This window comes from Kitasatospora sp. NA04385, assembly GCF_013364235.1.
Lineage (GTDB): Bacteria > Actinomycetota > Actinomycetes > Streptomycetales > Streptomycetaceae > Kitasatospora.
Window position 1 is genome coordinate 15,930 of the sequence record NZ_CP054919.1, and the last position, 22,439, is coordinate 38,368.

Annotated in this window: 19 protein-coding genes and 3 pseudogenes; 12 read left to right on the plus strand and 10 right to left on the minus strand. The window is 71.7% G+C overall.

Going from position 1 to position 22,439, the window contains the following annotated elements:
* Positions 1-12: 12 nt before the first annotated feature.
* The 3 genes from HUT16_RS00100 to HUT16_RS37615 all read right to left on the minus strand — a co-directional run bounded on the left by HUT16_RS00100 (position 13) and on the right by HUT16_RS37615 (position 2,355).
* Complete coding sequence (locus tag HUT16_RS00100; RefSeq protein WP_176184215.1) at positions 13-519, minus strand: hypothetical protein; 507 nt, start codon at positions 517-519, stop codon at positions 13-15.
* A 592-nt stretch (positions 520-1,111) separates the two neighbouring features.
* Positions 1,112-1,723, minus strand: a complete 612-nt coding sequence (locus HUT16_RS00105) for a hypothetical protein (RefSeq protein ID WP_176184217.1) — start codon at positions 1,721-1,723, stop codon at positions 1,112-1,114.
* A gap of 11 nt (positions 1,724-1,734) precedes the next feature.
* On the minus strand, positions 1,735-2,355 hold the full coding sequence (locus tag HUT16_RS37615) for a hypothetical protein (protein ID WP_254897554.1): 621 nt from the start codon (positions 2,353-2,355) through the stop codon (positions 1,735-1,737).
* Between the two features lie 100 nt (positions 2,356-2,455).
* Here HUT16_RS37615 and HUT16_RS37620 point away from each other — a divergent pair, with 100 nt between their 5' ends.
* Complete coding sequence (locus tag HUT16_RS37620; protein ID WP_254897555.1) at positions 2,456-3,472, plus strand: hypothetical protein; 1,017 nt, start codon at positions 2,456-2,458, stop codon at positions 3,470-3,472.
* A pseudogene (gene istB, locus HUT16_RS00115) lies at positions 3,448-4,231 on the plus strand (IS21-like element helper ATPase IstB). The gene HUT16_RS37620 and the pseudogene istB overlap by 25 nt, the downstream one beginning before the upstream one ends.
* Positions 4,232-4,282: 51 nt before the next feature.
* On the opposite strand, the gene HUT16_RS37270 reads toward istB, so the two are convergent.
* On the minus strand, positions 4,283-4,822 hold the full coding sequence (locus tag HUT16_RS37270; protein ID WP_217712005.1) for a hypothetical protein: 540 nt from the start codon (positions 4,820-4,822) through the stop codon (positions 4,283-4,285).
* 465 nt (positions 4,823-5,287) lie between these two features.
* Here HUT16_RS37270 and HUT16_RS00125 point away from each other — a divergent pair, with 465 nt between their 5' ends.
* Both HUT16_RS00125 and HUT16_RS00130 read left to right on the plus strand, forming a co-directional pair.
* Positions 5,288-6,859 (plus strand): M48 family metallopeptidase, encoded by a 1,572-nt coding sequence (locus HUT16_RS00125; RefSeq protein ID WP_176184219.1) that lies wholly within the window; start codon positions 5,288-5,290, stop codon positions 6,857-6,859.
* A 468-nt stretch (positions 6,860-7,327) separates the two neighbouring features.
* Positions 7,328-8,677, plus strand: a complete 1,350-nt coding sequence (locus HUT16_RS00130) for a Fic family protein (protein ID WP_176184221.1) — start codon at positions 7,328-7,330, stop codon at positions 8,675-8,677.
* Between the two features lie 686 nt (positions 8,678-9,363).
* Here the strand turns inward: HUT16_RS00130 and HUT16_RS00135 are convergent.
* Positions 9,364-9,534 carry a hydrophobic protein gene (locus HUT16_RS00135; protein WP_176184223.1) on the minus strand — a complete coding sequence of 57 codons (171 nt, stop codon included), beginning with the start codon at positions 9,532-9,534 and terminating at the stop codon, positions 9,364-9,366.
* 150 nt (positions 9,535-9,684) lie between these two features.
* On the opposite strand from HUT16_RS00135, the gene HUT16_RS00140 reads away from it, so the two are divergent.
* A complete protein-coding gene (locus HUT16_RS00140) occupies positions 9,685-9,858 on the plus strand; it encodes a CsbD family protein (protein WP_176184225.1) in 174 nt (57 codons plus the stop codon).
* A gap of 144 nt (positions 9,859-10,002) precedes the next feature.
* Positions 10,003-10,425 carry an ATP-binding protein gene (locus HUT16_RS00145; RefSeq protein WP_176184227.1) on the plus strand — a complete coding sequence of 141 codons (423 nt, stop codon included), beginning with the start codon at positions 10,003-10,005 and terminating at the stop codon, positions 10,423-10,425.
* A gap of 431 nt (positions 10,426-10,856) precedes the next feature.
* Here HUT16_RS00145 and HUT16_RS00150 read toward each other — a convergent pair.
* Both HUT16_RS00150 and HUT16_RS00155 read right to left on the minus strand, forming a co-directional pair.
* Positions 10,857-11,105: pseudogene (locus tag HUT16_RS00150) on the minus strand (WhiB family transcriptional regulator); the annotation flags it as partial.
* Positions 11,106-11,523: 418 nt separating this feature from the next.
* Positions 11,524-12,210, minus strand: a complete 687-nt coding sequence (locus tag HUT16_RS00155; protein WP_176184229.1) for an IclR family transcriptional regulator — start codon at positions 12,208-12,210, stop codon at positions 11,524-11,526.
* A gap of 399 nt (positions 12,211-12,609) precedes the next feature.
* On the opposite strand from HUT16_RS00155, the gene HUT16_RS00160 reads away from it, so the two are divergent.
* Positions 12,610-13,167, plus strand: a complete 558-nt coding sequence (locus HUT16_RS00160; RefSeq protein WP_176184231.1) for an actinohivin — start codon at positions 12,610-12,612, stop codon at positions 13,165-13,167.
* A gap of 600 nt (positions 13,168-13,767) precedes the next feature.
* On the opposite strand, the gene HUT16_RS00165 is transcribed toward HUT16_RS00160, so the two are convergent.
* Positions 13,768-13,938: a hydrophobic protein gene (locus HUT16_RS00165; protein WP_176184233.1), complete on the minus strand. Its 171-nt coding sequence runs from the start codon at positions 13,936-13,938 to the stop codon at positions 13,768-13,770.
* A gap of 150 nt (positions 13,939-14,088) precedes the next feature.
* Here HUT16_RS00165 and HUT16_RS00170 point away from each other — a divergent pair, with 150 nt between their 5' ends.
* Both HUT16_RS00170 and HUT16_RS00175 read left to right on the plus strand, forming a co-directional pair.
* Positions 14,089-14,262: a CsbD family protein gene (locus HUT16_RS00170; RefSeq protein WP_176184235.1), complete on the plus strand. Its 174-nt coding sequence runs from the start codon at positions 14,089-14,091 to the stop codon at positions 14,260-14,262.
* A gap of 521 nt (positions 14,263-14,783) precedes the next feature.
* Complete coding sequence (locus HUT16_RS00175; RefSeq protein WP_176192391.1) at positions 14,784-16,364, plus strand: aspartate:alanine exchanger family transporter; 1,581 nt, start codon at positions 14,784-14,786, stop codon at positions 16,362-16,364.
* Between the two features lie 171 nt (positions 16,365-16,535).
* On the opposite strand, the gene HUT16_RS00180 is transcribed toward HUT16_RS00175, so the two are convergent.
* Positions 16,536-16,886, minus strand: a complete 351-nt coding sequence (locus HUT16_RS00180) for a PRC-barrel domain-containing protein (protein ID WP_176184237.1) — start codon at positions 16,884-16,886, stop codon at positions 16,536-16,538.
* A gap of 220 nt (positions 16,887-17,106) precedes the next feature.
* On the opposite strand from HUT16_RS00180, the gene HUT16_RS00185 reads away from it, so the two are divergent.
* The 3 genes and pseudogenes from HUT16_RS00185 to HUT16_RS00195 all read left to right on the plus strand — a co-directional run.
* The gene (locus tag HUT16_RS00185; RefSeq protein WP_176184239.1) at positions 17,107-17,844 is read left to right on the plus strand and encodes a type II toxin-antitoxin system PemK/MazF family toxin; all 738 of its coding nucleotides are present in this window, start codon (positions 17,107-17,109) and stop codon (positions 17,842-17,844) included.
* 454 nt (positions 17,845-18,298) lie between these two features.
* A complete protein-coding gene (locus tag HUT16_RS37625) occupies positions 18,299-20,935 on the plus strand; it encodes a SpaA isopeptide-forming pilin-related protein (protein WP_254897556.1) in 2,637 nt (878 codons plus the stop codon).
* Between the two features lie 249 nt (positions 20,936-21,184).
* A pseudogene (locus HUT16_RS00195) lies at positions 21,185-21,430 on the plus strand (FAD-dependent monooxygenase); the annotation flags it as partial.
* 4 nt (positions 21,431-21,434) lie between these two features.
* Here HUT16_RS00195 and HUT16_RS00200 read toward each other — a convergent pair.
* The gene (locus HUT16_RS00200; protein ID WP_254897557.1) at positions 21,435-22,334 is read right to left on the minus strand and encodes a DUF4365 domain-containing protein; all 900 of its coding nucleotides are present in this window, start codon (positions 22,332-22,334) and stop codon (positions 21,435-21,437) included.
* Positions 22,335-22,439 lie beyond the last annotated feature (105 nt).

A 22,439-nucleotide genomic window follows, 5' to 3' on the forward strand; every position in this document is an offset into this window, starting at 1 on the left:
GGCTGGGTGCTGCTACACGGTGGAGCCGGAGTCGTCCGCGGCGCGCGTCTTCGGTACCGGCCCCGCGGCCGTGTCCCCGCCGAACAGCCACGGATCCCCGGGGCGCTGCGGCTTGCCGAGGACCGGGCGCACCACGCAGCCGTCGTACTCGTCGGGCCCCACCAGCACCGCCCCGGCGGCGTGGAGTTCGTGCATCGAGGCCCGCAGTTCCGCGGGGGCGGCCGGATCGCCGTCCGAACCGCTGAGCACGCCGGCGAGTTCGGCGACCGGCAGCCGGGTGATGGTGTCGTCGGTGTGGCGTACCTGCAGGACGCCGCTGTCGACGGCCACATCGAGCCACAGTGCCTGCACCGGTACCTGCGAGCCGTAGAAGGGCAGCAGGCGCTCGATACGGCGGGCGGTGTCCACGGCGCCCGCGCTCATCCCCTCGACAGGGATCGCCTTGGCCCGGCCCGGCACGGGAACGATCCACTGGTCGTAGCCGGGTGGCTGGAGCTGCTGCAACGTATACCCGCCCACAGCCCTCTCCCGACGCGGCTTACCCGGTTTCTTACGACCCATCCCGCTGTCCTCCCTGCTCGACGTACAACGGCCGGGCCATTGAACACCATCTGTGACCGGACAGTCCTGCAGCGTAGCCATGCACCCGCAGGACAGCCCCCCAACCAGCACAGAGACGGCGGCAGCGGCAGGGACCGGCACAGGAACAGACGCGGTGGACGGGGGCGGTGGACGGGCCGGACGGGGAGGGGGGCAGGGGCAGGGAGCGGGCAGCGAGGTGGCCTTCCGTCGGACGCGGGCAGGGGCGGACGCGGCGGCCGGACCCGACACCCGGGCGGCCGCCCGGACCCGGCCGCCCTTCCCCTTATCCACCGCCTGCCAGCCCTGATGAGGGTCCCGGTGGCTTTAATCACGAGTTGTGGTTCTGGCTCAACTTCCGTGCTCTGAACACGGTGAATAATGCTGGAACGGCGCGAACCAGTGTGGTTCACCGGCTACCTGCCTGGGGTTTACACGGCTATCTCCAAGATCTGCCGACGCGAACACCGACGGCCCACCTCGGGCTCCCGGCCAGCCGGGCCGTCCTGAGGGGGCCACCGTAGCGAACGAGCTACCGCGCAGCAGGCCTACGGGCCAGCCTAGCCAGCGACCCGATCACAGCGCAGAAGACGATTGGCAGCACGACGAGGAGCAAGGACGCGAGCGCCATCGAAGCAAACACGTCAACCGTAGCGGGCCCTTTTTCCATCGACTCTGACGACTCGTCGGAAACTACGGCGACGGCGGACGTCATCAGCACCTCCCCGAACGCCAGGAGTACCAGTGCGGTCCAGCGGCCGCGGAAGGCGAGGAGGAAGCCAGGGATTGTCGAGGCAATGCCTACTAGCAGGACCGCGGACATCACGTACGTGCCGGAAATTCCCCTCCACTCGATCAAGCTGGAGACCCCCAGCACGGTCCCCGATAGGGGGACCCAGATCGCGACAAACATCATCGCTACGCGCTCAGAGCGGCGCTTTCCTTCTGTGCTTCGAACTGCGGACGGCACGATTCTTCTCCATTTGGCCCAGCGGGCTTCTGGCAGATGGTAGCGGCGACCAGGCCGGTGGAGGAAGGTTGGAACCTTCCTCCACCGGTACTCACTGACGGTCACCGCGTCACGAAAGTTGAGCCAGAACCCGAGTTTGGGAGGCACCCCGAACCACGGACGGGTGATGTTCACGAGTTTCGACGTCACCGGGGTACTTGCCAGGCCCGCATCGGGAGTGCTCCTGGTGAAAGACCCTGGTCATGCCGAAGATGTCGAAGGTCGAGCTGTACGCCGCGATCCGGCGCGACCACCGCGGCGGCATGAAGCTGCGCGAGATCGCGCGCAAGTACAACGTGTCGTGGCGGACGGTCAGGAAGGCCGTGGACTCGGTCCGGCCGGAGCCGCGGAAGAAGCTCCCGCCCAGGTCGAGCACGATGGACCCGTACAAGGTCGTGGTCGACGGGATCCTGCGGGCTGATCTGGACGCGCCGCGCAAGCAGCGGCACACGACCACCCGGGTCTTCCACCGCCTGGTCGCCGAGCACGGCGCCGAGGTCTCCTACCAGCAGGTCCGCCGCTACGTCGCGGACCGCAAGCCGCAGATCCTGGTGGAGTCGGGCAAGGCCCCGATCGAGGCGTTCGTCCCGCAGACGCACCAGCTCGGGATGGAGGCCGAGGTCGACTTCGGCGACGTGACGGTGAAGCTGGCCGGCGAGCTGGTGACCTGCTATCTGTTCTCCTTCCGGCTGTCCTACTCGGGCAAGGCGGTGCACCGTGTGTTCGCCTCGGCTGGGCAGGAGGCGTTCTTCGAGGGCCGCGTCCACGCGCTGCGGGTGCTGGGCGAGGTTCCGCGGAGCAAGGCCCGCTACGACAACCTGAAGGCCGCCGTCGCCCGGGTGCCGGGACTGAAGCCGGGCCCGGATCGTGGCCGACCGGTGGATCGCCTTCAAGCCGCACTTCGGGATCGAGAGCTTCTACCGCCGGCCCGGCATCGAGGGCGCCCACGAGAAGGGCGGCGTCGAAGGGCAGATCGGCTACTTCCGGCGCAACCACTTCGTGCCGGTGCCGGAGGTCGGGTCGCTGGCGGAGCTGAACGAGCTGGTCGAGCAGTGGGACCGGCACGACGGGCGGCGCCGGATCGGGGCCAGGGCGAGGACGGTCAACGAGTACTCCAAGGACGAGCGAGCGCGGCTGCTGCCGCTGCCCGAGGACCCGTTCGAGACCGGGCGGGTGTTCACCCCGCGGGTCGACCGCTACGGGCAGATCCCGGTCCGCACCAACCGCTACTCGGTGCCGGTCCGGCTGATCGGCAAGCGGGTCCGGGTGCTGCTGCACGCCTCCCACCTGGTGGTCTACGACAGGAACGTCGAGGTCGCCCGGCACGAACGGCTGATCGCCAAAGGCGCCTGCCGACTGGACCTGGACCACTACCTGGAGGCCCTGGTCCGCAAGCCGGGTGCCTTCCCCGGCGCGACCGCGCTCGACCAGGCCCGCTCCGCCGGGAAGTTCACCCCGGTCCACGACGCCTGGTGGGCCGCAGCAGTCCGGGCCCACGGCCACACGGAGGGCACCCGGGCGCCGATCGACGTGCTGCTGCTGGGCCGCCACCTCCCGCACGAGCACATCGTCGCGGGCCTGGCCACCGCGCTGCGGGCGGGGGCGCTGACCGCAGACACGGTCGCCCTGGAGGCCCGCAAGGCCGCCCAGGTCGAGGACGAGCCCGTCGTCGAGGTCCCGGCCCCGAGGCCGGTTGCCGGGCCGGGGGCCGGGACGGTGACGTTCCTGCACGAGTGGAAGCTCAACCACCTTCCGCAGGACACCAGGCCGCTGCCCTCAGTGACCCACGACGACCAGTTGCTCCGGCACCGCCGCGCCGGCGGCGGTGGCCTGCGAGAGGGAGAATCGCCATCACCGCCATGCTGCCCCGCCAGCGGAACTTGACCGAGCAGGCCGCGACCACGGCCATCGACACCGCGTGCCGGCTGCTGCGGCTGCCGTCGATCCGCAACGAGTTCGCCGACCGGGCGGTCAAGGACCAGATGGCCTACCGCGGCTTCCTCGCCGAGCTGCTGATGGCCGAGTGCGACAACCGCGGATCAGCGCCGCTCGGAGCCGCGGATCAAGGCCGCCGGGTTCCCCCGCGACAAGTCGCTGCGGACCTTCGGCTTCGACGCCAACCCCAGCATCGGCCCCGCCGTGATCAACACCCTCGCCAACTGCGAGTGGATCAAGAAGAGCCGGCCGCTCTGCCTGATCGGCGACTCCGGCACCGGCAAGTCCCACATGCTCATCGCCCTGGACACCGAGGCCGCCATGCAGGGCTACCGGGTCCGCTACACGCTCGCGACGAAGCTGGTGAACGAGCTGGTGGAGGCCGCGGACGAGAAGCAGCTGAACAAGACCATCGCCCGCTACGGCCGTGTCGACCTGCTCTGCATCGACGAACTCGGATACATGGAACTCGACCGCCACGGCGCCGAACTCCTCTTCCAGGCCCGCACCGAACGCGAGGAGAAGAACAGCGTCGCGATCGCCTCCAACGAGTCGTTCGGAGGCTGGACGAAGACGTTCACCGACCCGCGGCTCTGCGCGGCCATCGTCGACCGGCTCACCTTCAACGGCACCATCATCGAGACCGGCACCGGCCCCTACCGCCTCGCCACCACGCGAGCCCGAGCCGAACAAACCACTGCCGGCTGACCTGCCTGCGGCCCGCCACCTCGCCGGGAACGGGCCGCACCACCGGCATCCTCAGCCGACCGTGAAGCCACCACGGCCCGCCGTCTCGCGGAGCCAGCCGAGCCAGTCACACCACAAACCATCGGTCTCCAGCTCTGCACGCACATCGGCTGACGCCTCCTCATACCGGTTCAGCGCCTGCATGATTTCTTCGCCGCCGACCAGCCACGGACCGTTGCTCAGCAGCTTGAACTCCGGAATCCCGACCTTTCCCGGGACGGTCTGGGCCGAAGCGGCACGCTCGGCCGCATTGAACGCATCTCTCCGAGCCTGGCCGGCCGACCGCCAGTCCTCCATGTCCTTGAACGGCCACACAGGAAAGGGCTGATGCCCTGCCTGATAGGACATGCCAGAGCGACGCAGCCCGTCCCGGCAAACCGCCATCCCGGCGATGTTCAGATGGAACTGGAACGGCCCCGCGAGCGAGAAGTACGACTCCGAACAGTCCGGGATGTGATCACACGGCAGACCATTGGCAATGCAGGACTCCCACCGACACCGCGCTTCCGCCACGGCTTCGGGCAGCTCAACCCACTCCAGCTCATAGCTCATAAGTTCCCCCATCGAGCAGTTCAACACAGCCCGCACAGGATGCCACGCCATGACGTCCCGAAGCGATCAAGAATCAGCTTCCGCTACGGCCGGCCACAGCAACCCTGCCGCCAAAACCCGTGAACACCCGCTCACCCGATGATCACCAACCACTACCCGAACGCACAGACAAACGCTGCCCCCAAAAGCGAACCAAGCCACCCCGGAAAACGGCCAGGACTACTCACGTCCCCCGCCCGCTCCGGTGTTCAACTGAGTGGGGAGTTTCCGTGAGCGCCGAGGCCCCCGATCCCCGGCTCCGTCTCGACGCCGTCCTGCGTCCGGGCCGGGAATCGACGCGGATCACAGTGGCCCACCGCGAAGTGGGGCAGGGGGCGGCTGGGGAGGGCCCCTGAGCTGCGCGGTAGGCTCCGCGCGATCATCGCCGACCCGCGCGGGCCGGCCGAGCTGCGCGGGGGTTGTTCGATGACGTTCCGATTGCGCGCCCTGCGGGCGGTGGTGTTGCTGGCAGGCTTCCACCTGATGGGCGTGGGCCTGCTGGCGGCGATGGCCGTACTCGACTGGCTGCTGGTGACGCGGCTGCTCACCGAACAGGCGGCCTGGTTCGAAGGAACCGTGCTGGCCGTCACCGCCCTCCTGGCGGTGACGATCGTCCGGGGCATGGTCACCTCGCTGCGCGCCGGCCGACTCGGCCCGGCACCCGCAGCCGTGGCCATCACGCCGCAGGAACAGCCCCGGCTGTGGGAGGAGGTCCGCGCCGCCGCCCGGGCGGCGGGGGAACGCGCACCGGACGAGCTGTTCCTGGTCGCGGAGGTCAACGCGGGCGTCGCCGAACACGGCCGCCTGCTGGGACTGCTGCCCGGACGCCGCCGGATGTCCCTGGGCCTGCCGCTGCTAACCGGGCTGACCGTCCCGCAACTGCGCGCCGTCCTCGCGCACGAGTTCGGCCACTTCGCCCACGGGGACACCCGGCTCGGCGGCCTCACGATGCGCGGCCGGGCAGCGCTCGTACACACCGTCCGGGCGTTCGAGACCGGTGACACCTGGCTCCACCACCCGGTGGGCCGCCTGTATACGGCGTACGCCCGGATGTTCCTACAAGCTTCGCACTCCACCGCCCGCCGGCAGGAACTCGTGGCCGACCAGGTGGCCGCCCGACACGCCGGCCGCGAGGCGACGGCCGCCGCACTGCGCGCCACCCAAGTACTCGAAGCCGCACACCGCCGCTACCTGGCGACATACGCCACCCTGGGTGAGCCGCTGGCCGCGCTACCGCCGGTGGGCGAGGTCGGCGGCGGCTTCCGCCACCTGCTCGCCGCCCGGAGCACGCAGCAACTCGCCCGGCTCGCCGCCGAAAGCCGCCCATCACGCCCGCACCCCTACGACTCCCACCCGCCGACCCCGGAACGGATCGCCCTGATCGAGGCACTACCACCCGGCGACGACAACCAGCAGAACCGACCGGACGGACCGGACGGACCGGAGGCGCTGAGCTTGCTGCGCGAGCCGGACCGACTGTTCGCGGCACTGGAGGCGCGCACCCTGCCACCGGAGGCTTCGACGATGCGGCGGATGAGCTGGGACGACCTGGTCCTGGCCCGGGCCGTCGCCGACGCCGACGACTGGTCCCGCCCCCTGCGCCTCGCCGTGGCCAGGACACTGCGCTCCTCGGAGCCGGACGGAGAACTGCCCGGGCTGGAGGAGATACTCGACGCCTTCGACCGCGGTCTGCTGTGGCCGGAAATCGCCGACCGGATGCCCAAACCACCCCAAGCGGCACGGCTGACCGGGCAGTCGGCCCGCAACTTCCTGCGGCCCAGGATCTTCGACGCGCTCGCAGGCCTGGTCCACCTGCGCCTGGTCGCCCTCGGACAGGCCACCGCGGACATCGCATGGGCGGGACAGCCCGGGCTCGCCCTGCCCGAAGCATGGGAGAAGGGCATGGACGACGCCCTCGACGCCGCCACCGCCGACACACCCGACACCACACCCCTGCGAACCCTGCTCACCTCACACACCCCCACACCTCCCCCATAACGCCACCAACAACTCCACCGGACACGACGGCCCCTGCACACCACACCCGCCTACGCGCCAACACCCCACAAAGGGGCGGGAAAACACGCGAGCAGGCCCGAGGAACACCACCACCCGCAGACGACCCGGCACGGCACTGCGGCCCAGAACCTCCGCACACGAGCACGCCGGGCACCTTGCCTAAGCAAAACACGCGACCCCGACACCCCACGCAACATCCTCCGCCACCACGAAACCGGCCACCAACCTGCATCCCAGGCGCCGAACAGCAACGCAAGGCCCCCCGAACAGCTGATGCACATAGCCAACACCCATGAGGACCGGCACGAACGAACGGGTGGCTCTCCCGGGTGTCCCCGGAGGGCCCGGCGACCCAGCGGAGCCGGGGTCCTGATGGTGGTGCGCCTGGCCGCGACCTGGCGGAAATAGCGTTGCTCACACCCCTGGCCCTTGTGACACCCTGACCGGGTGTTCAGTGCGCTCTACCCCACCGGTCTGACCTGGGACGAGGTCGACCCCGTCGGCCACCCTTTCGACCCTGCTTCGGCGGCGCAGGTGGTCCACTCCCTCGGCCCCGCGCGGCGGGTGCCCTCACGGCTGGACCCCAAGCTCGATCTGACCAAGGTCAACTGGGCCTGGGAGGTGGCCAAGCCCTGGTCCGATGCCATGACGCACGCACTGATAGAGCACTACGGTCGATGGGCGGCGGGGTGGCGCTGGTCCCTCGGCGAGGGGGACGTCGACGGCGGTCCGGTCGGGAACTGGTGCTGCGGGTTGCACTCGATCACCACCCCGGAACAGACCCTCGACCGCGTCGTGGCGGCGCTGTGCGAGTGGCGTGACTGGCTGGAGCGCCTCGCGGAGTGGTTCGAGGCCTATCCCCTGGCCCCGGAGACCCTGGTGGCGGACCGGATCCTGTGGGAGCGCGCCGCCCGGAACCTGATCCTGCAGGTGGCCGACTGGACAGGCGCTGAGAGCGGCTGGTACGGACACTGCCAGCAGGTCCTGGGCTGGTTCCTCAGCTACTGGGGTGTCGCCCCCGAGTTGGCAGAGCGGCTGGTGCAACAGGCGGTCGGCGGCCGGTTCAAGAGCTGGACCGCGCCGGACGCCGTCTTGGCGGAGGGCGTCTCCGAGCGGCTCGTCGGCCCACTTCGCCCGCAGGACACCCACTGGTCACCGGACCCGATCGAGCTCCCGGACCACCTGGAGCGCTGGCTCGCGGTACGCGAGAGCGTGCCGTGGCCGGACCGCGAGGACAGCACGGACAGTGGACCGGCGACCGCTGCCCGCGACGGCGCGGTGGAAGACTTCCGCTCCTTCGACGCCGCAGTGGACCCCGCCCGCGCCGCCGGCCTGCTCACCGCGCTGGAGCTGGTGCGGGCCGATGCGACGCGCGGCGCCGTACTCGACTTCGAGCTGCTCCGCGGTTGGCAGCAGCATGTCCTGGGCACACCCGGGCCGCCGCCGCTGCGCACCCGCCCCGCTTTCGCCAAGGGCGGCGAGGAGCGCTACGGGATCGGCCCCGACACCCGCACCCGCCTCGACGCCTGTCTGGCGCAGGCCGCCGACAGCCGGCTCTCGCCGGCCGCCAGCGCGGCCCGGACCTACCTGGATGTCTGCTTCTTCCACCCGTTCGACGACGGCAACGCCCGCGCCGCCCTGCTCGCCCTGCTGTTCGTGCTGGCCCGCGCAGGCACCACGCTCGACTCGGTGGTACTCATCCGCCGGTTCGGCCACCGGGCCGACGACCCGCAGGACGCGCTGAGCCTGTGCCGTTCCATCGAGCTCCACCTCAAGCAGAACCTCGCCGCCCAGTAACCGCCCGGTACAACACGCGCCGCCCGGATCGCGGTCCCTGTCACAGACGGCACCGGAACTTCGCCGGCCTACGACACGGCTCTTCAGTACGAACACGACACCACCGTTCAACGACAGGCGGCGCTGACCAGTAGCGACCACCACCCAGCCACTGAAAACAGGCGGCACACCACCACCGCACCCCACACGCCACCCATCACCGGGTGTCCAGGCCGGGCAGGCAGGCCACTTGCCGTCCCGCGCTGGGGGTGCTGGCCGTCAATGCCCGTCTGCGCCGTACCGACAATCCGGGCGAGCCCGCCGACGGCGCCCTCCTGGAGCTGATCCCTCCTGCGATACGGCAGGTAGGCCCCGGGGCCGGGCTCCGGCATGCGAGGAAGGGCCGGGAGACCGAGCCGTTGACGCGGTGCCGGCACCGGGCTGGAGGGGGTGCGGCGCGCACGGACCGGGTGGCGGGGCGAGGCCCTGGAGGTCGCGCTGGTTCAGGACGCGGAGACGGGCCCGCCCCGCCGTGAGGACGCCTGACCCGTGCATCGCCGTCCCACACCTGCGGGTCCCGTTCGGCCGGTCGACGCGAGGCCGCGGTTCGGCGGTCGGCCGCGGCGGGGTGAACGGGCGCACGAAAGCGGGGCCCGCGCCGATGCGCGGGCCCCGCCGAGTGCACGGTCGTCCGACGACCGGGGGGGCTACCAGCGGTACCAGCGGCCGCGGCTGCCACCGGCGTTGGTGCCGCGGGCGACGAAACCCACCAGCCACACCACCAGCACGATGACCGCGACCCACCAGAGGATCTTTACCGCGAACCCGGCGCCGAACAGCAGCAGGGCCAGCAGCAGGACGAGAAGAAGGGGAACCATGGTGACCTCCACGCAGTCGGTGTCGGACCGCCGTGTGCCCCTGAACCGGCCGAATATTCACACGAATCAGAACCGTCCGGCCGGGCATGCGCCGGGTCCGACACCACGGTGGGGGCACCGGGGCAGGGATACGGCAACGAGGAGGACGCGATGAGCACGGGCGACAAGATCGAGAACCTGGGCGACAAGATCAAGGGCACCGCCAAGGAGACCGCCGGCAAGATCGTCGGCAACGAGCGCCTGGAGGCCGAGGGCAAGGCCGATAAGGCCAAGGGCGACCTCAAGCAGGCCGGCGAGCACGTCAAGGACGCCTTCAAGGACTGACCACCACCTTCGCAGTCCGTCCGCGGGGCCCGCCCGAACACCGGGCGGGCCCCGCACGCGCACCCGCACCCGCACAGAGCCGCACACGACTGCGCAGGCAGACAGGATCGGTCGCGGCACCTCCCCGTCGAAGGGACACAGGCCATGGAAGAACCCGAAGCAGCCGTAAGAGCGGTGGGCTGGGCCCGAACGCTGCCCCTCTCCAGCAGCATCGCAGCCGGCCGCACCTGGACCCGCCGCCACCTCGGCGAACTCGGCTGGACCGAGCACGCCCCCGAGACCGCGAACGACGTCCTCGTCACCGTCTCCGAACTCCTCACCAACGCCCACCGCCACGCGCACAGCGACGCGAACCTCGTCCTGACCTGGGACGGGTCCTGCCTGTACGTCAGCGTCCACGACGACTCCCCGCGCCTGCCCCGCCCACGCGACGCCGGCCCCGACGCCACCTCCGGCCGCGGCATGGCCCTGGTCGACGCCCTCGCCGACGACTGGAACGCCCGCGCCGACGGACACGGCAAGACCGTCACCGCCTGCTTCCACCCCCCGGACCGCCCCACCCACTGAGGCCGCCGCTCACACCGACGACCGAAGAACGCCGACGCGGCAGCGACCCCGCCCCGACGCGGCCGCCGACCCCCGAGCCACGATGCACGGCGGCGTCTTGGAGGGGCGCAGATTGGTGCGGCGGGAAAAAGGAGATCGGCCCACGGCCCCTCAGCGGCCGGGCCCCAACGTGTACTTCGACACCGGGAAGGCCGCCCCCGCGCCCGCAGGGGCGACCTTCCGGCACGAGGGCCGACACGACGAGCACCCGAGCACGGTGTCGGCCGGGCAGGAGAAAGAGACACCGCAGCCCCCTGCCCGAACCGTTCCCCGTACTCCGGGCGAGCCCTCTGCCGGCCCTGCCCGACGAGAGGTCATGGAGGCCCCTGCTCACGGCACAAAACCCCTCCGGGAGCGGCGAGTTCGCGCCGCTCCCGAAGAGGTGGACAGGTTCAGGACCCGGCTCGCAGACCCTGCCGGGCGGCGCGGCGCTTCATCGCACGCCGCTCGTCCTCGCTCGTCCCGCCCCACACACCGCTGTCCTGCCCGTTGTCCAGCGCCCACCGCAGGCACTGCTCCCGCACCGGACACCGCCGGCACACGTCCTTGGCACACTCGATCTGACGCAGAGCCGACCCCGCGACACCCACCGGGAAGAACAGCTCCGGGTCCTCCCGCAGACACGCCGCACGGTCACGCCAGCCCTCCCCCGCCGGCTCGGACCGCTGCGCCGCATCACCCCGAGGGACGACGGAGCGCTCCCGCGGATCGGCGGCACCCGAGCCGCGCACGGCGAACATCCCGGACTTGGCACTACTGCGGTCCACAGCCACGATCATCCTCCGTCTACGACATCCGGAACCCTCGGCCGGGCCCCTCGACACCCTTCTCCTACTCACTTCGGGCACGGTGACTCCCCTTTCAGGGCAATCAGGTCGAAAATTCTCCAACCCCGCCGGACCGGACCGACCACCCCGCCCCCGGCCCCCGAAGCCGCACCCGACCGCAACAAGCCCCCCGAAAGACGCCCCCCCGAACCCGGCCAGAGCCGCTTCGCGTCGGGGCGACCCGGCACAGGGGTCGCCGCAGGAGACCGTCCCCGGGGCGGACGGGCCGGGTTCAAGGCTGCCGTGCCGCCAAGGACGGGAGCGCAGCGGTGACGCCGCTGCCGGCCCGGTGCAGGAGGTCGGCCAGGCGGGTGAGTGATTCGCCCGGCTCCGTTACGGCGGCCAGTACCGCGACGGGCTGCTCCCGGTGGGGGTGCATGATCGGAACGGCGACGCAGGAGACGCCGGATACGACCTCCTCGTGGTCGAACGCCACTCGGCCCTCGCGGATGCCTCGGGCCTGGAGCGGGTCGAGGAGGGGCCCGGAGCCCGGCACCGGAGTCGGGGCCCAGGCCAGCAGTGCCCGGGCGGCCGCGGTGCAACTCGGCCAGGAGGAGCCCGCGTTCAGGGGGGCCCGAGCGGCGATCTGTCCCTGCACGCTGCGTACGAAGGTCACCTGGGCGCCGGTCAGGACCCCGACGGTGATGGTCGCGCCGGTCACCTGCGCCAGCCTGGGCACCAGGTGCAGGGTCGCGGCCATGAGGGCGTTGTCCGGCCGCCATGCCTGCCCCAGCCAGTGGAGGTGTTCGCCGACGCAGTAGCGGCCCGCGCGCTGTTCGACGGCGCCGAGGTCGCACAGCTGGCGGAGCAGTCGGCAGACGGTGGCTTTGGGCAGTCCCGCCCGCCGGGCCAGCTCGCTCGGGCCGGCCCCTTGCGAAGTGCGCAGGGCGTCGAGCAGTTGGAAGGCCCCGGCGAGCACCCCCCGGACGTCGGGCGCGGCGGCCGGAGGTACGGGAGGTACACCGGCCGGGGGAGGTTCGTGAAGTGACGTGACGTCCGGTTCCCCGAGTCCCTGGCCCATGCCGGGAGGCTAGGGCAGGAACGGGGAGCGGGCCAGGCCAGGAGGGCGATCGTCTACTTCCGCGCACTTCCGCTACCGCATCCGAACGGCCGGAACTCGTCACTCCGCGCCCGGACTCCGCCGACCCGCTCGTCCACGACGGCCGGTTCCGTTCCGGAACAGCTGCCACCGGTCCGCTCAGCGGACCGCGCGCTGGGCACGTAGGCGGCGTCGGCGGATCCTGATCGGGCCGGCCGCACCGGGGTCGGCCCGATCAGGGGCCGCGTCCGCGCGGCCACGGAATCCAGGGGGGAACGAATGATCAACGGGCAGAAGAGCGGTACGCGTCCGGAGCGGTCGGCCCGGGTGCTCGCCGCGGCAGTGGCGGCCGCCGCGCTCCTCGGCGCGTGGGCCGCTCCGGCAGCGGCCCACGCGGCGGACACCAGGCAGGTGCGCTCGTCCGCGTCGGTGCCGAAGGCGCTGAGCTCCACCGTGTACGCCTACACGCTGCGGAACATGGCCACCAACCGCTGCGTGGACGACAGCTTCGACTACGGGCTGCGCGCGTTCGGCTGCAACGGCCTGAACTTCCAGCGGCTCAACTTCTACGACCAGGGCAACGACTCGACCAGCAAGATGTGGGTCCTGCAGGACCAGAGCACCGGCCGCTGCCTCGACGACAGCCTTGCCTACGGCCTCCGGTCCGCCAGCTGCAACGGCCTGAACTACCAGAACTGGCGCATGCAGTACTGGTCGGACAGCAGCCGCACGTTCATCAACGTCAACACCGGCCGCTGCATGGACGACAGCTCCGCGTACGGCCTGCGCGCCTACCCCTGCAACAACCTCACCTACCAGCGCTTCTACACGCAGTGAGCCCCGCTGCGGCCGCCGCCGACCAAGTGGCGGCCGCAGCAGGTGGTGTCACCGGCCGTACGAGACCGACGCGGGCTGCCGGGCGGCCCGAACGGTGTTGGAGGGGCCATGAGCCCTCTCCGCTCGGCCTGTCCCACCGCTGATGGTGGCGGGCGGTACCCGGCCGCCGGAGACGGAGACGCTGACCGGGGCCCTGACGGCCTGGCGGCCACGGTGCGCTCAAGGCGCGGTGTTTGATCCTTCGTCCGGCCAATCCGGCGTCCTGTGCGGGTCCGCGCGATTCGGGCACGCCGCAGCGGGTGGACCGAGGCCGGGGCGGCCGCTCTCCCCACCGGCTGGAAGGACCCGGTGATGAGGGGGAAGGGACGGGGCGAGGCCCTGGAGGTCGCGCTGGTTCAGGACGCGGAGACGGGCCCGCCCCGCCGTGAGAACGCCTAACCCGTGCATCGCCGTCCCACACCTGCGGGTCCCGTTCGGCCGGTCGACGCGGTGCCGTGGTTCGGCGGTCGGCCGCGGCGGGGTGGAGGGGGATGTACGAAAGCGGGGCCCGCGCCGATGCGCGGGCCCCGCCGAGTGCATGATCGTCCGACGGCCGGAGGGCTACCAGCGGTACCAACGGCCGCGGCTGCCACCGGCGTTGGTGCCGCGGGCGACGAAGCCCACCGCCCAGATCACCAGCACGATGACCGCGACCCACCACAGGGCCTTGAGCGCGAAACCGGCGCCGAACAGGATGAGCGCCAGCAGCAGGACGAGAAGAAGGGGAACCATGGTGACCTCCACGCAGTCGGTGTCGGACCGCCGTGTGCCCCTGAGCTGGCCGAATATTCACACGAATTAGAACCGTTCGGCCGGGCATGCGCTGGGTCCGACACCGTGGTGCGGGTAGCGCGGTGGGCGATCAGCGACGAGGAGGACGCGATGAGCACGGGCGACAAGATCGAGAACATGGCGGACAAGGCCAAGGGCAAGGCGAAGGAGGCCACCGGCAAGGCCGTCGGCAATGAGCGCCTGGAGACCGAGGGCAAGGCCGACCAGGCCAAGGGCGACCTCAAGCAGGCCGGCGAACACGTCAAGGACGCCTTCAAGGACTGACCGCCCCGGCGGTCCTGATGTGGGGGTTCCACCCGGCCGTCGGGTGGAACCCCGCACACGTTTCCGCCGCCGGGCCCGGCCTCGTCCTCGCACATCGCCGGCGGCGGTGGCACCCGCGGCACCGCCCGACGGACGGCAGCCCGTTCCCACCCCCCGGACCAGGAGCGGCAGGCGTGCACGAGGCGGGCAGCACGGCCGTCAGCAGCGGGCCGCCGCCGGCCGGACGAGAGGAGAAGTACGCATGCACCTCAGGTTGCCGCCACGACGGAGGGGCAGACCACGACGGCACGCCACTGGACTTGAACGAGTGACGCCGCACTGTCCGAGCGAGAACCAGGAACCGGCGCCGACGGCCTCGAAGTCCCGGGGAACGTGGGGCGGGCACGCGTCGTCGGTCGACGTCCGTCCGACCCGGTTCGCTCCGCTCCGGCCGCCTTGATGTCCCGTCAGGGTGGATGGAACTGCGCCGAATGCCGCAAGGAGCTTGGAGCGGGACGCACCGGCATGGCTGAGTGGACGCCATGTGGCAGTTCTTCGCCGATCACCCCTGGGTGACGGTCTTCTCGGTGATCGCGGCAGGTTCCCTGCTCGGCCTGGCCCGGCTCGGTCCGATCCGGCTGGGCGCTGCCGGTGTGCTGTTCGTCGGCCTGCTGGTCGGAGCGCTGGACCCGGACATCGGTCCCGCCGTGCCCGCCGGGGTGTCCGTCCTCGGCCTCGCCCTGTACGTCTACACCGTGGGTCTGGAGTCCGGCCCCGCGTTCTTCCGCGAGCTGAAACCCGAACTCGCCGTCATGGCCGGGGCGGTGGTCGCCCTGGTGGTCACCGCCATGGTGGTCGGCCTGCTGGGGAACCGGGTCTTCGGGATCAGCGGACCGTACCTGGCGGGCGGCTTCGCCGGAATCGGCACCACCACCCCGGGGCTGGCAGCGGCGCAGGCGGCCTCCGCCGACCCCGCGCAGCCGGCCGTCGGGTACGCCATCGGCTATCCGCTGGCGGTGGTGATCACCATCCTGTTCGTCGCCGGGCTCGCCGCCGTCCGCTCCTGGCCGGGACGGCGCGATCCGGGCGAGGACCTGCCGCACCGCCTGGAGACCGTGACGGTGGCCGTCCGCACCACCACCGACTGGGCCCACGTACCCGGCGCGGCACAGGGCCGGGTACTGGCCAGCGTCGTCCAACGAGCCGGCGGGGAGCCGGAGGTGGCGCACGGCGTGGGCCGGCTGGCTCCCGGTGACCGGGTGGTCGTGGTGGGCGGCCCCGAACAGGTGCGGGCCGCCGTCGCCGTCCTCGGCGACCTGGCCGACGAGCACCTGCTGGACCGCCGCGACCGGATCGACTACCGCCGGGTGCTGCTCACCAACCCGGACCTGGCCGGACGCACGGTGGCCGACCTCGCCCTGGCCGACCGCTTCGGCGCGCTGGTCTCACGGGTCCGGCGCGGTGACCGGGAGCTGCTGGCCCAGGACGGCCTGCGCCTCCAACTCGACGACCGGGTCAGGGTGGTGATGCCGCGCGAACGCTCCGACGAGGTCAGCCGCTACCTGGGGGACACCGAGGCCAAGGTCAGCGAGGTCAGCGCCATCAGCCTCGGCATCGGCCTCGCCCTGGGCTTCCTCATCGGCATCCCCAGCCTGACCCTCGGCTCGGCCACCCTCTCCCTCGGCACCGCGGCCGGCCCGCTGCTGATGGCGATGCTCCTGGGCTGGCTGCGCCGCACCGGCCCCCTGGTGTGGACGCTCCCCACCCGGGCGAACCTGACCCTGCGCCAGATCGGCCTGCTGCTCTTCCTCGCGTGCGTCGGCCTGACCTCGGGCTACGCCTTCCGGCAGAACGCGTTCTCGCTGTTCGGCCTGAAACTGCTGGTGGTCCTGCTGATCAGCGCGCTGCTGAGCTACGCGCTGATGGTCCTGGCCGCGCGCCTGCTGGGTCAGAGCCGCCCCCGGACGATGGGCCTGCTGGCCGGATACGTGGGGAACCCGGCGATCACCGCGTACGCCAACACCCGTTCCTCGGACGCCCGGGTGAACACCGGCTACTCGACGCTGTTCGCCCTGGCGATCCTGGTGAAGATCGTCTGCATCCAGCTGATCGTGGGCCTGTGACGGGAACGGCCGGACCCGCCTGCCCGCACCGCGATGGCGCCCGCAGGCGGTACGGGCAACAGCAGTGGCACCTGCCGGGGCGGTGCGGCGGGCGCCCGCTTCGGTGGGGTGCGCAACGCGCGGGGCCCCGCGTCGGGAGACGCGGGGCCCCGGAGGGTGTGGTGGGGCGGGTCAGACGGCGGTGTCGCCGTAGTAGCCGCCGACCTGGTGGCGGTAGGCCGGGTCGTCGCCGTGCTTGTCCTTGTCGTACTCCGGCGAGTTCTTCACCTCGTCCTGGGTCCGGTTGACCCACACGGTCTTCTCCGCGTCGTCGACCCGGGTGACGGTGCCCGCCGGGAGCAGCACCTCGCGGCCGAAGATCCACGGGCCGGTGTCGACCACGATGTAGCCCGCGCCGACGTCCACGGTGTGCTTGTCGACCTTCCCGATGTGCCCGTCCGTCGCCTCGACCCGATACCCCGTCAGGTCCGAACCCGCAGCGTAGCCCTCGGCACCCTCGTAGCCCCACAGTCCCTCGACCATCGCTGCCTCCTCGTTCTCGGCGTGCCTGGTTCTCCGTACGACAGGCCGCCTGCCCCGGTCCCCGGCGAACATGCCGCACCGGACGCGCCTTCCGAGCGGCTCCGTGTCGCCACCCGCTCCCGGGCCGGGCGGCTGCCGGCAGGAGTCCGGACGGCCGGACCGGGCATGAGCTGCCTCGCGGACACCGCGGGACGGGTCCGGGAAGCAGGAGGAAACGGCGTTGGAAGAAGAGCGGAAGAAGCGGCGCGGCAAGGCCCCCGCCGCCCCCGGCGGGGGTTCGGGCGGGGATTCCGGCGGGAGGAGCGTCCGCCCGGGACGGGAGGATCCCTCCGCGCACCTGTCGGACGGGCTGGTCCGCCTGGCCGTGTACCTCTGCTACGGCGCGTTCTGGGCGCTGGGCTTCCGGCTGCTCCTCGGTCACGGCAGCTGGAGCGCCCTCGTCGCGGTCGGCGCGCTCGCCGGCGCGGTGGCCCTGTGGTTCGTCCCCTCGTGGTGGCGCAGGGCACGCCGTCGCGAGGGCGGCGGACCGCCTTCCGCCGGAGGCCCGCGCGGCTCCCGCCGCAGCAGGACGGGGCCGGGCTCGCGGCGCCCGCCGCTCCCGCCGCTCCCGCCACGGCCCCGGACGGGACAGCGCCCTCGGCCCGGTCAGGTCTGGTACGCGTACGTCCCCTTCGAAGAGGGGGGCGGCGGCAAGGACCGGCCCTGTCTGGTCGTCGGCGCGGGAGCGACGGGTGCGACCGTCCTGAAGATCACCAGCCAGGACAAGAGCGACTTCCCCGAGCACTACTGGCCGATCGCCAACACGGGGTGGAACCGTTCGGGACACGAGAGCAGTTGGCTCCAGAACCACACGCCGCTGCGCGTGCCCTACGACGGGTTCCGCCGGCCGCTGGGGCTCTGCCCGGCCGATCTGTGGCGCGAGGTCACCGACCGCCTCGGCCTCTCGGCGGTCCGCTGACCCGGGCAGCCCGGCGAACCGGTCGGCGAGATCCACCTGGTCTGCGGCGCGGTTCACCGTCCGTCCGTGGGCGGTCGTCCGCCCGACGGACGGTGGACCGGCTGCGCTGCGGGCTGCGCAGGACAGCTCCGGCGGTCGCCCGTTCGGCCATCGGAGGGGTGGGGCGGGGCCGTCCGAGGGGATGTCAGCGCGTCGCGGGTTCGCGGGCGACCGGTGGTGACGAGACTCGGGCGTCTCATCGTTCCCGCTTGCCGAGAGGACCCAGGTGGCAGGAGATCAGCGTGTGTCGCCCGCGCAGAGAAGGCGATGGTTGGGCCGGGTACTGAGCGTCGGCCTCGCCGCGACACTCGTACCGTTCGGACTGGCCGGTATCGGCCCGGGGGCCTGGGCGGCCGGGCTTCCCGGCGGTCTCGGGCCGTGCCTGGGGGCGGACTGCCCGGCGACGTTCCCACCGGTGAACAACGGGCCCTTCGCCGGGCGCGACGCCAACATCAACGTGTTCGTCGGCGGCGACTTCAACGTCACCGGTTCGGCGGCGGAGGCCGAGGGCCGGGTGGTGACACTCGGCAACTTCTCGCAGAACAAGGCAGCGGGCGTCAGCGCCGTCTACAACGTCGGTATCGCGGGCGTCGGTTCGCGCGTCCCGCCGCCGGACGGCTCGGACTTCCTCGCCACCGGCGGCAACGTCACCATCGCCCAGGACCAGCGGCTGGTCGCGGAAGGCGGCGTCGTCCGGCACGCCGGTACGGTCAGCGGCACCGTCGAGGGCACCGTCGTCCAGGACCCGCAGGCCGTCGCCGCGTACACCCCGCTGCGCGGCCAGCTGCAGACGGCCAGCGAGTGCTACGCCGGGACCGGAACGCCGCGACCCGCCACGGGGACCGCGGTGAACCAGAGCTTCCAGACGCTGTTCACCGGTGACGGTACGTCAGCGCTCCAGGTCTTCAACGTGGACTTCGACCTCACCACGAGCGGCGGCGCCCAACAGGGCATCGTGTTCCAGAACATCCCCGCCAACGCGACCGTGCTGGTCAACCTGACCGGTGCGGCCCGCACCGTCAGCACCTTCAGCGGCAGCCTGGACGACGCCGACCCGTTCAACCAGCTGCGCGAGCGCCTGCTGTGGAACGTCCCGACCGCCGGCTCCGTCACCTTCACCGGCACCGGCCAGTTCCAGGGCAGCATCCTGGTGGGCAACCCGGCCAGCACGACCACCGTCAACATGCCCGGCCTGAACGGGCGTTTCTTCAGCACCGGAACCCTGAACCACACCTCCGGCGGCTCGGGCGGCACCGGCACGGAGATCCACGCCTACCCGTTCAACGGCGACCTCCCCGAATGCGGCACGCCCACCCCCACCGGGTCGACCTCCGTCACCAAGGTCGACTCCGACACCGCGCAGCCGCTGGCGGGCGCGGTGTTCCAGCTGTGGCGGGAGAGCAACGGCGTTACGGGCCTGCAGACCGAGGGAGCGAACCCGGACACCGCGGTCGGTACGCCCTGCACCACCCCCGCCAACGGGCAGTGCTCGGCGACCAGTCTGCCGCTGGGCACCTACTACTGGCAGGAGACCGCCGCCCCGCCCGGCTACGACCTGCCCACGCAGCCGGTCAGCACCGTCGTGCTGAACACCGACGGACAGAACGTCCCGGTGACCGTCCAGGACAGCCGGACGCCGGCCGCGACCGGATCCACCAGCGTGACCAAGGTCGACTCCGACACTGCGCAGCCGCTGGCGGGCGGGGTCTTCCAGCTGTGGCGGGAGAGCAACGGCGTTGCGGGCCTGCAGACCGAGGGAGCGAACCCGGACACCGCGGTCGGCACGCCCTGCACCACCCCCGCCAACGGACAGTGTTCGGCGACCAGTCTGCCGCTGGGCACCTACTACTGGCAGGAGACCGCCGCCCCGCCCGGCTACGACCTGCCCACGCCCGCGGTCACCCAGGTCGATCTCACCACGGACGGACAGAACGTCCCGGTGACCGTCCAGGACACCAAGTCGCCCATCCCGCTCGCCTCCAGCACCGTCACCAAGGTGGACGCAACCACCAACGCCCCGCTCGCCGGTGCGGTGTTCCAGCTGTGGCGGGAGACCAACGGCGTTGCGGGCCTGCAGACCACCGGGGCCAACCCGGACACCACGGTCGGCACGCCCTGCACCACCCCCGCCAACGGGCAGTGTTCGGCGAACAACCTGCCGCTGGGCACCTACTACTGGCAGGAGACCGCCGCCCCGCCCGGCTACGACCTGCCCGCGCAGCCGGTCAGCACCGTCGTGCTGAACACCGGCGGGCAGAACGTCCCGGTGACCGTCCAGGACAGCCGGACGCCGACCGCGACCGGATCCACCGGCGTGACCAAGCTGGATGCGGGAACCGGTCGGCCGCTGGCCGGTGCGGTGTTCCAGCTGTGGCGGGAGACCAACGGCGTTGCGGGCCTGCAGACCACCGGGATCAACCCGGACACCACGGTCGGCACGCCCTGCACCACCCCCGCCAACGGGCGGTGCTCGGCGAACAACCTGCCGCTGGGCACCTACTACTGGCAGGAGACCGCCGCCCCGCCCGGCTACGACCTGCCCGCGCAGAACGTGGCCACGGTCGTCATCGCCGCCTCCGGGCAGAACGTGCCGGTCGTGGTCAAGGACGCCAGGGTGCCGGAGAAGGGGCCGGGCGAGACGAAGGTCGTCAAGGTCGACGCCGAGACCGGCGAGCCGCTGGCCGGCGCGGTCTTCCAGCTGTGGCGGGAGACCAACGGCCACCCGGGCCTCCAGACGCTCGGCGCCAACGCCGACACCAAGGTCGGTGAGCCCTGCACCACCGGCGACAACGGCGTTTGCCGGGCGACCGACCTGCCGCTGGGCACCTACTACTGGCAGGAGGTGTCGGCACCGGAGGGCTACGCCCTGCCGGCCGACCCGGTGAGCACGGTCGTCCTCACCGAGGACTGCCCGTGCGCGGAGGTCACGGTGAAGGACACCCGCCTGTGCCCGCCGAAGCCCTGCCCGCCCAAGCCCTGCCCGCCCAAGCCGTGCCCGCCGAAGAGCGACCACGGGCCGAACAGGCCGTGGGACCGGCCCCGTGAGAGCTGACGGGTAGTCCCGTCCCGTGCAGCCGAGGTGCCCCGACCCGCCGTAGCGGGTCGGGGCACCTCCGCGTTGGTGTCGCCGCGCAGGCGCGCGCAGGCGGGCCGCCAGGATGTGACGCCGGTGGGTGGCAAGGTCGATGACAGCGGCGCTGGTCAAACCGGTCCCGGCGAAGGGTTGGGCGATCTGGCGCAGCGTCCGATCGGGGCGGACGGCCGGACGGCACTCCACGGTGGCCTCGGGCACGACGGGCGGCCCGGAGCCGTCCTGCACCACGCCGTGGACGAGCTCCGCACCCCGCTCCCCTCCTACATCGCCGGCCGGATCGCGCTGCTCGGCGACGCGGCCCACCCGATGACCCCCGACCTGGGCCAGGGCGCCTGCCAGGCCCTGGAGGACGCGGTCACTCTGGCCGCCGCCCTCGCCGCCGGGCCCACCGTCGAGACCGCGCTCGCCCGCTACGACGCCGAGCGCCGACCGCGCAGCCAGGCCGTCGCGAGAGGGCTCAGCTGACCAGCTGGCGCCTGCCCGTCGCGCCGAACCGGTCGACCACCAGGAAGCTCCTGCCGAGCTCGTTCAGGGTCAACTCCAGGCGCCACAGCGCGACTTCACCGTCGTCGGCGTAGGGGCGCAGCCCGGGAAGCGCGTCCTCTCCCCCGTCTCCGTACTCGCTCCAGTCGGCGTCGTCGTAGGTGTCTGCGTGGAGGTCCACGTGGGCCCAGGCGAACAGACCGGGCACGACGTCGGCGTAGCCGGACCGTCCCAGCGCGACGGGCCAGTGGGCGAGCGGGGTCGGCGGCGCACCGTCCTCGTTGTCGACGCCGAGCACGATCTCGCCCCGCCCGGAGGTCTTGTTGACCCATTCCTCGATGTCGATGACCAGTCGCTGGCCGGCGGTGATCCGCTCCATCCACGGACGCGCCAGTTGCAGATCGCGGATCCGCAGCACGTAGGGATCGCCGTCGGCGGCTTCACGCAGTGCCGGGGCGGCGGTCTCGTCGAGGACCTGGCCCCGGGGAATCAGCAGCCGCCATCCGTCCCCGCGGGTCCGCTGCAGCGTTTCCCGGCTGACGGTCTGCCAGTAGCAGACCCTGTCCCGCGGCTCGTAGAGGACCACGACGACCGGCAAGGAGTGGTTGAGCCAGTACTGGACGTGCTCGGCATCGGGGCGGAACCACCAGCCTCCCCGCGTGGCCTCGCCGAAGAAGCTCTCGCCGCTCTTGATCTGCAGCGCGAGCAGCCGCCCCCGGACCTCCTCCCCGTCGACGACCTCGACGTGGGCGTCGATCCCGTAGTCCTCGGTCGGCTGTTCTCGAAACAGCCACTGGAGCCCGTCCTGGACCGCGAGTTGGACATGGGTGACCCCTTCGCTGGCGACCTTGGCAGCAGGAGTTCGGCGCATCATGAGAGCCATTGTCCGCCACCCCGGCGCACCTCCGCCGCGGAGAGCATCACGCCGGTCAAGACCCCCACCGTCAACTCGGCGGTGGGCCGGGCGGAGGTCGGGCCG